Origin of the sequence: Pseudomonas sp. GD03858 (genome assembly GCF_029840925.1) — a bacterium.
GTDB lineage: Bacteria > Pseudomonadota > Gammaproteobacteria > Pseudomonadales > Pseudomonadaceae > Aquipseudomonas.
In genome coordinates, this window is the sequence record NZ_JAOCDM010000040.1 from 13066 (window position 1) to 25534 (window position 12469).

General features: G+C 61.3%; 11 protein-coding genes. 4 read left to right on the forward strand and 7 right to left on the reverse strand.

Annotation, left to right across the window (positions count from 1 at the left end; genetic code table 11):
* Window positions 1-157: 157 nt before the first annotated feature.
* Complete coding sequence (locus N5D48_RS12830) at window positions 158-895, reverse strand: XRE family transcriptional regulator (RefSeq protein WP_279884701.1); 738 nt, start codon at window positions 893-895, stop codon at window positions 158-160.
* Window positions 896-994: 99 nt separating this feature from the next.
* On the opposite strand from N5D48_RS12830, the gene N5D48_RS12835 reads away from it, so the two are divergent.
* The 4 genes from N5D48_RS12835 to fdxA all read left to right on the forward strand — a co-directional run bounded on the left by N5D48_RS12835 (window position 995) and on the right by fdxA (window position 6760).
* Window positions 995-1126 carry a hypothetical protein gene (locus N5D48_RS12835; protein WP_279884703.1) on the forward strand — a complete coding sequence of 44 codons (132 nt, stop codon included), beginning with the start codon at window positions 995-997 and terminating at the stop codon, window positions 1124-1126.
* Between the two features lie 171 nt (window positions 1127-1297).
* Window positions 1298-3256 (forward strand): acyltransferase family protein, encoded by a 1959-nt coding sequence (locus N5D48_RS12840; protein WP_279884704.1) that lies wholly within the window; start codon window positions 1298-1300, stop codon window positions 3254-3256.
* Between the two features lie 467 nt (window positions 3257-3723).
* Window positions 3724-6297, forward strand: coding sequence for a DNA mismatch repair protein MutS (gene mutS, locus N5D48_RS12845; RefSeq protein ID WP_279884745.1), 2574 nt, complete (start codon window positions 3724-3726; stop codon window positions 6295-6297).
* A 139-nt stretch (window positions 6298-6436) separates the two neighbouring features.
* Complete coding sequence (gene fdxA / locus N5D48_RS12850; protein ID WP_279884706.1) at window positions 6437-6760, forward strand: ferredoxin FdxA; 324 nt, start codon at window positions 6437-6439, stop codon at window positions 6758-6760.
* Between the two features lie 498 nt (window positions 6761-7258).
* On the opposite strand, the gene rpoS is transcribed toward fdxA, so the two are convergent.
* The 6 genes from rpoS to ispF form a co-directional block, all read right to left on the reverse strand.
* On the reverse strand, window positions 7259-8266 hold the full coding sequence (gene rpoS, locus N5D48_RS12855) for an RNA polymerase sigma factor RpoS (RefSeq protein ID WP_279884708.1): 1008 nt from the start codon (window positions 8264-8266) through the stop codon (window positions 7259-7261).
* Between the two features lie 105 nt (window positions 8267-8371).
* A complete protein-coding gene (locus N5D48_RS12860; RefSeq protein WP_279884711.1) occupies window positions 8372-9229 on the reverse strand; it encodes a peptidoglycan DD-metalloendopeptidase family protein in 858 nt (285 codons plus the stop codon).
* A 180-nt stretch (window positions 9230-9409) separates the two neighbouring features.
* Window positions 9410-10048, reverse strand: coding sequence for a protein-L-isoaspartate(D-aspartate) O-methyltransferase (locus N5D48_RS12865; protein ID WP_279884747.1), 639 nt, complete (start codon window positions 10046-10048; stop codon window positions 9410-9412).
* Between the two features lie 38 nt (window positions 10049-10086).
* Entirely contained in the window at window positions 10087-10836 is a 750-nt protein-coding gene (gene surE / locus N5D48_RS12870; protein ID WP_279884714.1) for a 5'/3'-nucleotidase SurE, read from the reverse strand.
* Window positions 10824-11882 carry a tRNA pseudouridine(13) synthase TruD gene (truD, locus tag N5D48_RS12875; RefSeq protein ID WP_279884716.1) on the reverse strand — a complete coding sequence of 353 codons (1059 nt, stop codon included), beginning with the start codon at window positions 11880-11882 and terminating at the stop codon, window positions 10824-10826. Before truD ends, surE begins: the two co-directional genes overlap by 13 nt.
* Entirely contained in the window at window positions 11879-12352 is a 474-nt protein-coding gene (gene ispF, locus N5D48_RS12880; RefSeq protein WP_279884719.1) for a 2-C-methyl-D-erythritol 2,4-cyclodiphosphate synthase, read from the reverse strand. Before ispF ends, truD begins: the two co-directional genes overlap by 4 nt.
* Window positions 12353-12469: the final 117 nt, after the last annotated feature.

A 12469-nucleotide genomic window follows, 5' to 3' on the forward strand; every position in this document is an offset into this window, starting at 1 on the left:
GGTTATGCATCAATGCATATGCAGTCAATGCAATTTTGGAAATATTTATGCACGTGCATTTGCTGAAATGCATGAGGGCCTTTGCGGATGCGGGCCGTAGGGATTTTCTGAAGACGAAAAAAAACCCGCCGAAGCGGGCTTTTCCAGGGAAAGGGAGTTAGCGGGCGTACATGCCCCACCAGAACACATGACCCAGCAGGCTGATCTGCTCGTCCTGCATCTGCTGGAAGCTGTAGTCCTCGTCGGGGTGTTCATCGCGATTGAAGCTGCGCAAGCGGATGCCGGTAGGCAGGCGGTAGACCTGCTTGACCCGCAGCTGGCCATTGTGGTTGATGGCGTAGAGATCGCCATCGATGATGTCACCGATACCGCATCGACCGGTGTTGACCCCGACCGTCGCGCCATCGCGCAGTACCGGCAACATGCTGTTGCCGCGCACCGTCACGCACTTGGCGTGATCGAACTGCACACCGTTGTGGCGCAGGCTGCGCTTGCCGAAACGCAGGCGCGCGTTCTCGCTCTCTTCGATGACGAATCTTCCTGATCCTGCTGCCAACTCGACCTCACGGAGAAAAGGAACGGACACCTCGTCGTCCTCGACGGGAGTTTCATCGTCCCACAGGCTGATATCGCTCAGGGCCGAATGGCCCTGGGTCAGGGGCGCCGCGTCACGCGACTCGCCCAGCTCGGCACGCCCCCGCAGTTGGTCGGTGCTCACGCCAAAATATTCGGCGATCCTCGACACATGCTTGTCCGACGGATCGACGATCTTCTCGGCGAGGATCCGCGACAGGGTCGATTGCGGTACACCCGTGCGCCGGTGCAGCTCCGTCGGTGACAGGCCGTGGCGATCGAGCAGTTCTCTGAGTACGGTGGCTACGTTGCGCTTTTGCATAAAATGCATATTGCCGGCAGTGCGGCGAAATTGCAATCGCGTCGCCCTGGATAGGGTAGCCTCAGGCCAGGCAATCCCCACGGCACAAGAGGGACCACGATGATCGGCTTCACCTTCCGCCAGCTCGAGTACTTCGTCGCCACCGCCGGCTGTAAAGCCGCTGAACTCACCAGGCAGCCGCAGATCCAGCAGCAGCACCTGGGCCTTGCTGCACGCAGGAGCCACGACTGAAACTAGCAGGAAGGGTCTGCCGGTTCGGCGGGCCGTGCTGAATATTGGCGTATTCTCCCGGTTCGCTACTTTGTCGGCAGGCAGAGCGCCCACTTTTGCCCGACGAATTCAATACGGGTAAAATGCGTGCCTTACGGATTTAGCGTGCTTTCACCCGGAGTTTCTCTCGTAATGACATCGCTGAAAATGCAAGGGACAGATAGCGCCCTAAAAAACAACGGGCATTTATCATACCGCCCGGACATTGATGGACTTCGCGCCCTAGCCGTGCTGCCGGTCATTTTGTTTCATGCCGGGTTAAACTCCTTTCGTGGTGGTTTTGTAGGCGTTGACATCTTTTTTTTAATCAGCGGCTTTTTGATCACCTCCATCATTTTAATGGAGAAGAACGCCGGAACATTCAAGCTCTCATCTTTTTACAGTAGACGAGCCAAGCGAATACTACCTGCGTTGTTCTTAGTGATTGCGTGCACCATCCCGTTTGCCTGGTACACACTTCCCCCGGCGGAAATGCAGTCATTCGCCCAAAGCATCTTGGCCACACTGACATTCAGTTCGAATATTTTGTTCTGGATGCAAAGCGGATACTTTGACACCACTGCAAGCCTCAAGCCGCTCTTGCATACATGGAGCCTTGCAGTAGAAGAGCAGTATTACATTATCTTTCCCCTCATCATTCTGGCGCTGTGGAAGACAGGAACTCGTTCACTGACCATGCTGCTTTGCGCTCTGCTGGTTATGAGCCTCGCCTTTTCGGTCTGGCTCTATGGAAAGGACCAGACAGGCGCGTTCTATCTGCTGCCTGCCAGAGCATGGGAGATTCTGACCGGTGCCCTCATTGCCATGATCGGTTGGAAGCCAACCAGCAGCCGGCTCACCAGCATCATGAGCGCCCTTGGCTTGGTGTTGGTACTGGTATCGATCTTCGCGTACAAGAAAATGGCGCACCTGGGCGCCCTACATACGCTACCTGCCGTAGTCGGGGCAGCACTCATCATCCAGTTCTCTCGCGAGGGGAGCCTGGTCTACCGCCTGCTCACCCTGCGCGCAGCCCTGCTCGTCGGAATGCTCAGCTACAGCGCGTATCTGTGGCACCAGCCCGTGCTGGCACTGGCCAAGCTCCACTTCTCGCAAGACCTGAGCAAACCTCTCATCACGCTGCTGATCGCACTCACATTCGTGCTCTCCATCATCAGTTACAGGCTCATCGAGAATCCAGCGAGGAGAACGAAGGGCCGGGCATCCAACGCCGTGATCTCGGCGGCGCTGGCGGCTGGCATGGCGCTGGCAGTGGTGGGGTACATCGGCAACGCAAACTCAGGATTCCCCGAGCGAGCAGGCGGTTTTTACCCGCTCACCGCTCAACAGGCGGAACATGATCTGCTCCAGCGTTTCACGAATGACTCACAGGACAGTGCCATCTATCGGACGGCAGAAGCACCAGCAAAAACCATCCTTATCATCGGCGACTCTTATGTTCCAAACTGGTCGATAGGCATCAATGAAAACATCGACCACAAACAGTACCGTACCATTTCGATCAGCTATCTCCACTGCCAGGTAGACATAAATAGCTCCCGTATCACCGTCACAACCACCGAATCTAAATATGAGAAAAATTGCTCTGCCTTTGACCGGTACGCAAACGACAAAGAGATTCTGAAATCAGTTGAAAAAATCTTCCTGGTTTCACATCGCCCCTTCGAGTACCAGGCCAACAAATTTAGGTTCGAGCTACTCAAAGCCCTGAAAGCACGCACTGGCGCTGAAGCCTACATATTTGGCGATTACTACCAACTCGATTCCAGCAAAGGTGAGACGTGCATGAACACCATGTTCGCCAGTGGCAAAGACTCAAGAGCCTGCTTGGAGAAAGCCATTTATCCAGCAACGACACAAATACAAACATCGAGCGATGTACCCAGCGACCTGAATTATCATTTCGTAGACGTCATCGAGTTGCTGTGCGGCTATCAGAAAGCCAAGTGTCCGGCCAGTGTAAACGGTGTTCCGTTCATGGAAGACTGGAACCACTTGACCGCCACATTTGTTAAACATGTATTTTCCAGCATCCCGCGCAGCTCTGCAGATGCACTTCGCGATATCGGCCTGGCAGACACCTTCCACTGACCGCCCCAACTCTGAAAGCGGCGCACCGCGCATCCTGCAACGGGAGGCTTCGGGCGCCGCGTCAACCGCGCAAGACGCTGAAGCGACAGCTGGAGAAAATACTCAACCCGGTCATCGGCAAAATCGACAGCATCAGCCATGGTTTGCGTCCTCATGGCCTCGCGCTCGCCCGCCATCATGCCGCCTGCAGCGCGTCGTTGGTGACGGCACCGGCTCGGGGCAAAACCAAACTCGACACACCTATGCGTGCTGGTGCCTGACTGCCCGTGGTAACCTTGCGCTCATCGCGCAGCAAATGGGTTACAAGGACTTCACCATGCTGGTGGAGGTCTACGCAAAATGGATGGATGACGAGTCTTCGACAGAGTTTCAGTAGATCTGGGATAGCATCCAAAAACAAAGCGGAAAACCCCAAATTTGCCCCACACCTTTGAGAAAAATGCTCTAACCACTTGATGAATAAAGCAATTTCTGACTTCTCCGCACACACCCCAATGATGCAGCAGTACTGGAAGCTGAAGAACCAGCATCCGGACCAGCTGATGTTCTACCGCATGGGCGACTTCTACGAGATCTTCTACGAAGACGCGAAGAAGGCCGCGAAACTGCTGGATATCACCCTGACCGCCCGCGGGCAGTCGGCCGGCCAGTCGATCCCCATGTGCGGGATTCCATTCCATTCGCTCGAGGGCTACCTGGCCAAGCTGGTCAAGCTCGGCGAGTCGGTGGTGATCTGCGAGCAGATCGGCGACCCGGCCACCAGCAAGGGCCCGGTGGAGCGCCAGGTGGTGCGCATCATCACCCCCGGCACGATCAGTGACGAGGCGCTGCTCGACGAGCGCCGCGACAACCTGATCGCCGCCCTGCTGGGCGACGAGCGCCTGTTCGGCCTGGCTGTGCTGGACATCACCAGCGGCAACTTCACGGTGCAGGAGATCAAGGGCTGGGAGAACCTGCTGGCCGAGCTCGAGCGCATCAACCCGGTGGAACTGCTGATCCCCGACGACTGGCCGCAGGGCCTGCCGGCGGAGAAACGCCCGGGCGCGCGCCGTCGCGCGCCATGGGACTTCGACCGCGATTCGGCGCGCAAGAGCCTGTGTCAGCAGTTCGCCACCCAGGACCTCAAGGGCTTCGGCTGCGACAAGCTGACCCTGGCCATCGGCGCCGCGGGCTGCCTGCTGGGCTATGCCAAGGAAACCCAGCGCACCGCCCTGCCCCACCTGCGCAGCCTGCGCCACGAGCGCCTGGACGACACGGTCATCCTCGATGCCGCCAGCCGCCGCAACCTGGAGCTGGACATCAACCTGGCCGGCGGGCGCGACAATACCCTGCAGTCGGTCATCGACCGCTGCCAGACCGCCATGGCCAGCCGCCTGCTGACCCGCTGGCTGAACCGTCCATTGCGCGACCTGAAAGTGCTGAAGGCGCGCCAGGACTCGATCCGCTGCCTGCTCGACGGCTACCGCTTCGAGAAGCTGCAACCGCAGCTCAAGGAAATTGGCGACATCGAGCGCATTCTCGCGCGCATCGGCCTGCGCAACGCCCGTCCCCGTGATCTGGCGCGCCTGCGCGACGCCCTCGGCGCCCTGCCCGAGCTGCAGAACGCCATGGCCGAACTGGAAGCCCCGCACCTGGCCCGCCTGGCCGCCATCACCGGCACCTACCCTGAATTGGCCGGGCTGCTGGAGCGGGCGATCATCGACAACCCGCCAGCGGTGATCCGCGACGGCGGCGTGCTCAAGACCGGCTACGACAGCGAGCTCGACGAGCTGCTGGCCATGAGCGAGAACGCCGGCCAGTTCCTCATCGACCTGGAAGCCCGCGAGAAGGCCCGCACGGGCCTTGCCAACCTCAAGGTCGGCTACAACCGTGTGCACGGCTACTACATCGAACTGCCGACCAAGCAGGCCGAACAGGCGCCGGGCGACTACATCCGGCGCCAGACCCTCAAGGGCGCCGAGCGCTTCATCACCCCCGAGCTCAAGGCATTCGAGGACAAGGCCCTATCGGCCAAGAGCCGCGCCCTGAGCCGCGAGAAGATGCTCTACGACGCCCTGCTCGAGACCCTGATCGGCCACCTGGCGCCGCTGCAGGACAGCGCCGCCGCCCTGGCCGAGCTGGACGTGCTGAGCAACCTGGCCGAGCGCGCGCTGAACCTGGACCTGAACTGCCCAAGCTTCGTCGACGAACCTTGCCTGCGCATCGACCAGGGCCGTCACCCGGTGGTCGAGCAAGTACTGACCACGCCGTTCGTGGCCAACGACCTGGGCCTGGACGGCAGCACGCGCATGCTGATCATCACCGGCCCGAACATGGGCGGTAAGTCCACCTACATGCGCCAGACCGCGCTGATCGTGCTGATGGCGCATATCGGCAGCTTCGTGCCGGCCGCCCGCTGCGAGCTGTCGCTGGTGGACCGCATCTTCACCCGTATCGGCTCCAGCGACGACCTGGCGGGCGGGCGCTCGACCTTCATGGTCGAGATGAGCGAGACCGCGAACATCCTGCACAACGCCACCGACCGCAGCCTGGTGCTGATGGACGAAGTCGGTCGCGGCACCAGCACCTTCGACGGCCTGTCGCTGGCCTGGGCCGCCGCCGAGCGCCTGGCCCAACTGCGTGCCTACACGCTGTTCGCCACCCACTACTTCGAGCTGACCGTGCTGCCGGAGAGCGAGCCGCTGGTGGCCAACGTGCACCTGAACGCCACCGAGCACAACGAGCGCATCGTATTCCTGCACCATGTGCTGCCCGGGCCCGCCAGCCAGAGCTACGGCCTGGCCGTGGCACAGTTGGCCGGAGTGCCGGCGCCGGTGATCCAGCGTGCCCGCGAACACCTGGGCCGCCTGGAAACCGCCAGCCTGCCCCATGAAGCGCCGATTGCCAGCAAGAGCAAGGGCGAGCCAAGCGTGCCGCACCAGAGCGACCTGTTCGCCAGCCTGCCACACCCGGCCATCGAGAAGCTGGGCAAGCTGGACCTGGACGACATGACGCCGCGCCAAGCTATCGAAATGCTATATCAACTGAAAAACCTGTTATAACGGCCCACCGCGCAAGCTGGTAGAATCCGGCGCGGTTTGCGAGTGCTGCAGGTTATTAGCCTGGCCTGCAGCCACCACCGTGAGCCGCGCTGCCCTGGAAGGAAGGGCAAGCTGCCGTCGCCTGAGGAGAGAATTAGAAATGACCTTCGTCGTCACCGACAACTGCATCAAATGCAAGTACACCGACTGCGTGGAAGTCTGTCCGGTGGACTGCTTCTACGAAGGCCCGAACTTCCTGGTCATTCACCCGGACGAGTGCATCGACTGTGCGCTGTGCGAACCTGAATGCCCAGCCCAGGCCATTTTCTCGGAAGACGAAATACCTGCCGGCATGGAGAACTTCATCGAGCTGAACGCCGAGCTCGCGGAGATCTGGCCGAACATCACCGAGAAGAAAGACGCCCTGCCGGACGCCGAAGAGTGGGATGGCAAGCCAGGCAAGATTGCCGACCTGGAACGCTGATCGCCTCCGGATACGAAAAAGGCCCGCAAGGGCCTTTTTTCATTTTCAACGGGCAAAAAAAAGGGGCGGTTTGACCCGCCCACATTTTTTCCGTAGTCCCTGTATGTCCCAATCATCATCCTGATGAATCGCGTCCTGCGATGTCCTTGGCCGTCATCCTTGAAAGCCTGTGTCAGTCCGTCGACACAGTTCGAATACTAGCGATTCCCCGAGGGGAAACAAGCGGTAGATCTCCCCACTTGTTTCAGGTGCTAGATTTTTATTTTAATTAAAAATCCATATTTTTCAGTCGCTTATGAAATGTACGTCATTGAAAACGACATTGATTTACTGATCCCTACAGCGATTACTTACATAACGAGTAAGCAATTGCTTACACGCTGTACCACGAGGGTGGATAAATAAATATTGCGGTGGGGAGGTCAGCAGCCTCAGGTCAGGGTGAAATGCAAACGCCCCGAACGATGTCGGGGCGTTTGCATTTCACCTGAGTAGCGATTACTGGAACAGCGACTCACTGGACAGGCCATTCTTTTCGAGGATCTCGCGCAGACGCTTGAGCCCCTCGACCTGGATCTGCCGAACACGCTCGCGGGTCAGACCGATTTCCAGCCCGACGTCCTCCAGGGTGCTGCTCTCATGGCCACGCAGACCGAAGCGACGGACCACCACCTCGCGTTGCTTGTCGGTCAGCTCGCCGAGCCACTGATCGATGCTCTGTGACAGGTCATCGTCCTGCAGCAGCTCGCAGGGATCTGTCGGACGGTCGTCGGTGAGCGTGTCGAGCAGTGTCTTGTCGGAGTCCGGGCCAAGCGAGACATCCACCGAGGACACGCGCTCGTTGAGACCGAGCATGCGCTTGACCTCCGCCACCGGCTTTTCCAGCAGGCTGGCGATTTCTTCCGGTGACGGCTCGTGATCGAGCTTCTGCGTCAGCTCGCGGGCAGCCCGCAGGTAGACGTTGAGCTCCTTGACCACGTGAATGGGCAGGCGGATGGTGCGGGTCTGATTCATGATCGCCCGCTCGATGGTCTGGCGGATCCACCAGGTCGCATAGGTCGAGAAGCGGAAGCCACGCTCGGGGTCGAACTTCTCCACCGCCCGGATCAGGCCCAGGTTGCCTTCCTCGATCAGATCGAGCAGGGACAGGCCACGATTGACGTAACGGCGGGCGATCTTGACCACCAGGCGCAGGTTGCTTTCGATCATACGCTTGCGACCGGCAGGGTCGCCTTTTTGCGACAGGCGTGCAAAATGCACTTCCTCCTCCGGCGACAGCAGAGGCGAGAAGCCGATTTCGTTGAGATACAGCTGGGTGGCATCGAGCGCCCGGCTGTAATCGATGTACTTGTGCTGCTTGGGCGATGCGCCCGATTTCGACTTGGTCCGAACCGAAGGTACAGCAGGTTCGTCTGACACCACATCCGTTTCCAATACGATGCCTGTCTCCATGAGAAGCAGATCATCGTCGATGTCAAACTCCGGCACTTCTTTACTGAGAGCCATTGTTATAGTCCTTTGCTGAGTTCGAACTCAGACTCGAGCGTCACCTTTCCATGGCAGCGCTGGAGCCTGTCCCCTCTACATCCAAGGAACAGGCTGGGACAACAATCAACGGCGTGGCAGGAACTGGAGAGGATCGACGGGTTTACCCTGACGGCGAATCTCGAAATGCAGCTTCACCCGATCAGTGCCCGTGGACCCCATTTCTGCGATCGTCTGCCCTGCCTTGACCTGCTGCCCCTCCCGAACCAAGAGCCTGCGGTTGTGACCGTAGGCGCTGACGTAGGTATCGCTGTGTTTGATGATGATGAGCTCGCCATAACCCCTCAAGCCACTGCCGGCGTAGACCACCGCTCCATCAGACGCAGCAAAAACAGGCTGTCCCAAATCACCGGCGATATCAATGCCTTTATTCAAACTACCGTTTGAAGCGAATTTTCCAATCAGCACGCCGTTCGCCGGCCAGGTCCAACCGCCCACGGCACGCTCTGCGGCGGGCACCTGGGCAACCGTTTGCGAGGTGGTGGAAGGGGCAGTTGTGGCACTTTTGCCATTGCCGGCAGGGGGCGAGGTAGTCGCGACCGGACGGCGGATGACCGTGGTCCGACTCGACGACGATGGGCTGCTGGTGACCACCGTGGTGCTGCCACCAGCACCGCTGCTGAAGCGAATCGGCTGGCCCGGGCGGATGGTATAGGGCGCGGCGATATTGTTGCGCGCCGCCAGCTCCTTGTAGTCCCAGCCGTAGCGGAATGCGATGGAGAACAACGTATCGCCGGGCTTGACGATGTACTGCCCCGAGGTCACGGTCGCACGCTTGGGCGCCGCGTTGTTGCGATCGACCACACGCGCGCCGTTCGAGCCGGTACTGGAGCAACCGGCCAGCAGGGTGCCCATGGCCAGCGCAATCACCAGAAGCCTCAAACCCGACCGATCCCTGCGCTGCCGCATGACTGTGTGACCCACCCGCGCTCCCCTCATGGTGCCAATAGATGACGCTGCAAAATGCAACAATGTTTCAATTATAACCGAGCCACCCACCTTGCGGGGCCCGTCATGCCCCGGTCTGCGCCAGGAGCCACGCCAGATAGACAGACACCAGGCGCACTAATTCGTTGGCGGCGCAAATTATTGTGCCTGCGTCGCTCAGGCCACAGGGCCGTTGAGCAGCGGCACGAAGCGCACCGTACCGAGCACCCGGCGCGAGAAGCCCTGCTCCTCACGCACGATCAGCATCAGTTGCTGTGCCTCCCCGGCCGGCCCGACCGGGATCACCATGCGCCCGCCAGGCGCCAGCTGATCGAGCAATGCCTGGGGTACCTCGGGCGCCACGGCCGTGACGATGATGCCATTGTAGGGGGCCAGCGCCGGCCAGCCTTCGCAACCGTCCCCCCAGCGGAACACCACGTTGCGCAGGTTGAGCTCGACCAGGCGCTCCTTGGCCCGGTCCTGCAGGACCTTGATCCGCTCCACCGAAAAAACCCGCTCGACCAGTTGGGCCAGTATCGCCGTCTGATAGCCCGAACCGGTGCCGATCTCCAGCACCTTGTCCAGCGGCCCGGCTTCGAGCAGCAACTCGCTCATGTGCGCGACCATGAACGGCTGGGAGATGGTCTGGTTATGGCCGATCGGCAGGGCCGTGTCCTCATACGCGCGATGGGCCAGGGCCTCGTCGACGAACAGATGGCGCGGGGTGCGGCGAATGGTCTCGAGTACCTTGGCGTTCGAGACGCCTTCTTCGTACAGGCGCTGGATCAGCCGCTCCCGGGTACGCTGGGAGGTCATGCCGATCCCACGCCGCATCAGATCGTCCTGCTCGCGCATCAGAGCACGCCCTCCAGCCAGCCCTCGAAGCGCTCGAAGGCATCGTTGAAGGTGCGGTCCAGCTGCAACGGCGTGATCGACACGTAGCCTTGCATCACCGCGTGGAAGTCGGTGCCCGGTCCGCCGTCTTCGGCATCTCCGGCCACAGCGATCCAGTAACCTTCCTTGCCGCGCGGGTTGACCACCTTGGTCGGCGCCGCCGCCCGCGCCCGGTGCCCCAGGCGGGTAAGCTGGATGCCACGGATGTGCTCCAGCGGCAGGTTGGGAATATTGACGTTGAGCACGGTGCGCGGCGGCAGTTCCAGCCGCGACTGCGCCTCGACCAGGCGGCGGGCGATGTAGGCGGCGCTCGGCAGGTTGTCGGGCAGGCGCGAAAGCAACGAGAACGCCAGCGAGGTTCCACCGAGGAAACGCCCTTCCAGCGCCGCGGCGACCGTGCCGGAATACAGCACGTCGTCACCCAGGTTGGCGCCCAGGTTGATACCGGACACCACCATGTCGGGGGTTTCCGGCAACAGGCCGTTCAGCCCCAGGTGCACGCAGTCGGTCGGCGTGCCGTTGAGGCTGATGAAGCCGTTGGCCAGGGTCTGCGGGTGCAGCGGCCGGTCGAGCGTCAGCGAACTGCTGGCACCGCTCTTGTCTTGATCCGGGGCAATCACCACGCACTCGGCGTAGTCCGCCAGCGCGTCATGCAGCGCGGCGATGCCAGGTGCGGTAACACCGTCGTCATTCGAAATCAGAATACGCATGGGCTGTCCGTCTGCCCTGCCGGCACCAGATCGACGAGTTCGCGCACCACCACGGTGGCGAAGCATCCGGCCGGAAGGACGAATTCCAGTTGCAGGATATCAGGCTCGGGATAATGCCACGTCAGACGCCCGATAGGGAGCCGCAGGATGCGCCGTTCGTGATCCATGCCCGCTCGTGCCAGCCATTGGCACAATGCCGGATGGCGGGCGGCGACGTCACTCTCGAGCGCCTGGGTCGCGCCAGCGCAGGGCGACTGCCCCTCGCCCCACAGCGGACCGGTGGGGTGCAGGTCGAGAATGGCCAGACGTGGATCGCTGCACTCGGCCTCCCCTGCCGGGAAGAAACTGCGACTGTCGGTGAACGCCAGCAGGTCGCCGACCTGGGCGCGCTGCCAGCTGCCATCGGTCACCCGAGCCGCCAATACCTGGTTGAACAGGTAGCTGCGCCCGGCCGACAGCAGCCGCGAGCGCACATTGCGCTGCTCGGGCAGCGCCTGGCGAGCGGCCCAGTCCTGGGCGTCGTGCACGTTGCCACCGGCATGGCCGAAGCGCTGGCTGCCGAAGTAGTTGGGCACACCCTGCTGCTTGAGTTGTTCCAGGCGGGCATCGAGGGCCTGACGGTCCACCTGCAGCGCGGTCAGGCGCAAGGTGAAGCCATTGGCCGAATGCGCGCCACGCTGCAGCTTGCGCTGGTGGCGCACCTGCTTGAGCACCCGCAGGGTGTCGTCCTCGGCGCGGGACAGGTCGGGGTCGGCCTTGCCCGGCAGGTGCAGGCTGAACCACTGGCGGGTCAAGGCCTGGCGGTCCTTGAGGCCGGCATAGCTGATGGCGCGCACCGGCACGCCGGCGGCTCGGGCCAGGCGACGGGCCGCCTCTTCGGTGTTGAGGTCGCGCTTCTCGACCCACAACCACAGGTGCTCGCCCTGACCGGACAGCGGGATATCGAGGACTTCATCGACCTGGAAGTCTTCGGCCACCGCCTTGAGCACCGCGCTGCCCAAGGCTTCGCCCGAGGCCCGAGGGCCCAGCAGTTCAAATTCGGTCATGCTGGCAGCAGCAGGGCGACCGCATGCACGGCGATGCCCTCCTCGCGGCCGGTGAAGCCCAGCTTTTCTTCGGTGGTGGCCTTGACGTTGACCTGGTCGAGTTCGACCTGCAGGTCTGCGGCGATCTGCTGGCGCATGGTCTCGATATGCGGGGCCATCTTCGGAGCCTGGGCGACGATGGTGGCGTCGACGTTGCCGACCTTCCAGCCCTTGTCAGCGACGATGCGCAGCACGTGGCGCAGCAACTCGCGGCTGTCGATACCTTTGTAGCGCGCATCGGTGTCGGGGAAATGCTTGCCGATATCGCCCAGCGCCGCGGCCCCCAACAGCGCGTCGCTTACCGCGTGCAGCAGCACATCGCCGTCGGAGTGGGCCAGCAGGCCAAATTTATGGGGGATACGCACCCCGCCCAGGGTAATGAAATCACCGTCGCAGAAACGGTGGACATCGTAGCCATGGCCAATACGCATAGAAAAACGCCCTGATTGAGTCAGGGCGTGATTCTACCTGCTTTCATGCAGTATTGGGGCTGCTGCGCAGCCCTTCGCGGGTGAACCCGCTCCCACAAGGAACGCTGCAAGCCGAGG

What these genes read in the sequence shown, in the direction of transcription:
- N5D48_RS12830 (WP_279884701.1), bottom strand. Translation starts at nt 895, where the DNA reads ATGCAAAAGCGCAACGTAGCCACCGTACTCAGAGAACTGCTCGATCGC.
- N5D48_RS12835 (WP_279884703.1), top strand. Translation starts at nt 995, where the DNA reads ATGATCGGCTTCACCTTCCGCCAGCTCGAGTACTTCGTCGCCACCGCC.
- N5D48_RS12840 (WP_279884704.1), top strand. Translation starts at nt 1,298, where the DNA reads ATGACATCGCTGAAAATGCAAGGGACAGATAGCGCCCTAAAAAACAAC.
- fdxA (WP_279884706.1), top strand. Translation starts at nt 6,437, where the DNA reads ATGACCTTCGTCGTCACCGACAACTGCATCAAATGCAAGTACACCGAC.
- rpoS (WP_279884708.1), bottom strand. Translation starts at nt 8,266, where the DNA reads ATGGCTCTCAGTAAAGAAGTGCCGGAGTTTGACATCGACGATGATCTG.
- N5D48_RS12865 (WP_279884747.1), bottom strand. Translation starts at nt 10,048, where the DNA reads ATGACCTCCCAGCGTACCCGGGAGCGGCTGATCCAGCGCCTGTACGAA.
- surE (WP_279884714.1), bottom strand. Translation starts at nt 10,836, where the DNA reads ATGCGTATTCTGATTTCGAATGACGACGGTGTTACCGCACCTGGCATC.
- truD (WP_279884716.1), bottom strand. Translation starts at nt 11,882, where the DNA reads ATGACCGAATTTGAACTGCTGGGCCCTCGGGCCTCGGGCGAAGCCTTG.
- ispF (WP_279884719.1), bottom strand. Translation starts at nt 12,352, where the DNA reads ATGCGTATTGGCCATGGCTACGATGTCCACCGTTTCTGCGACGGTGAT.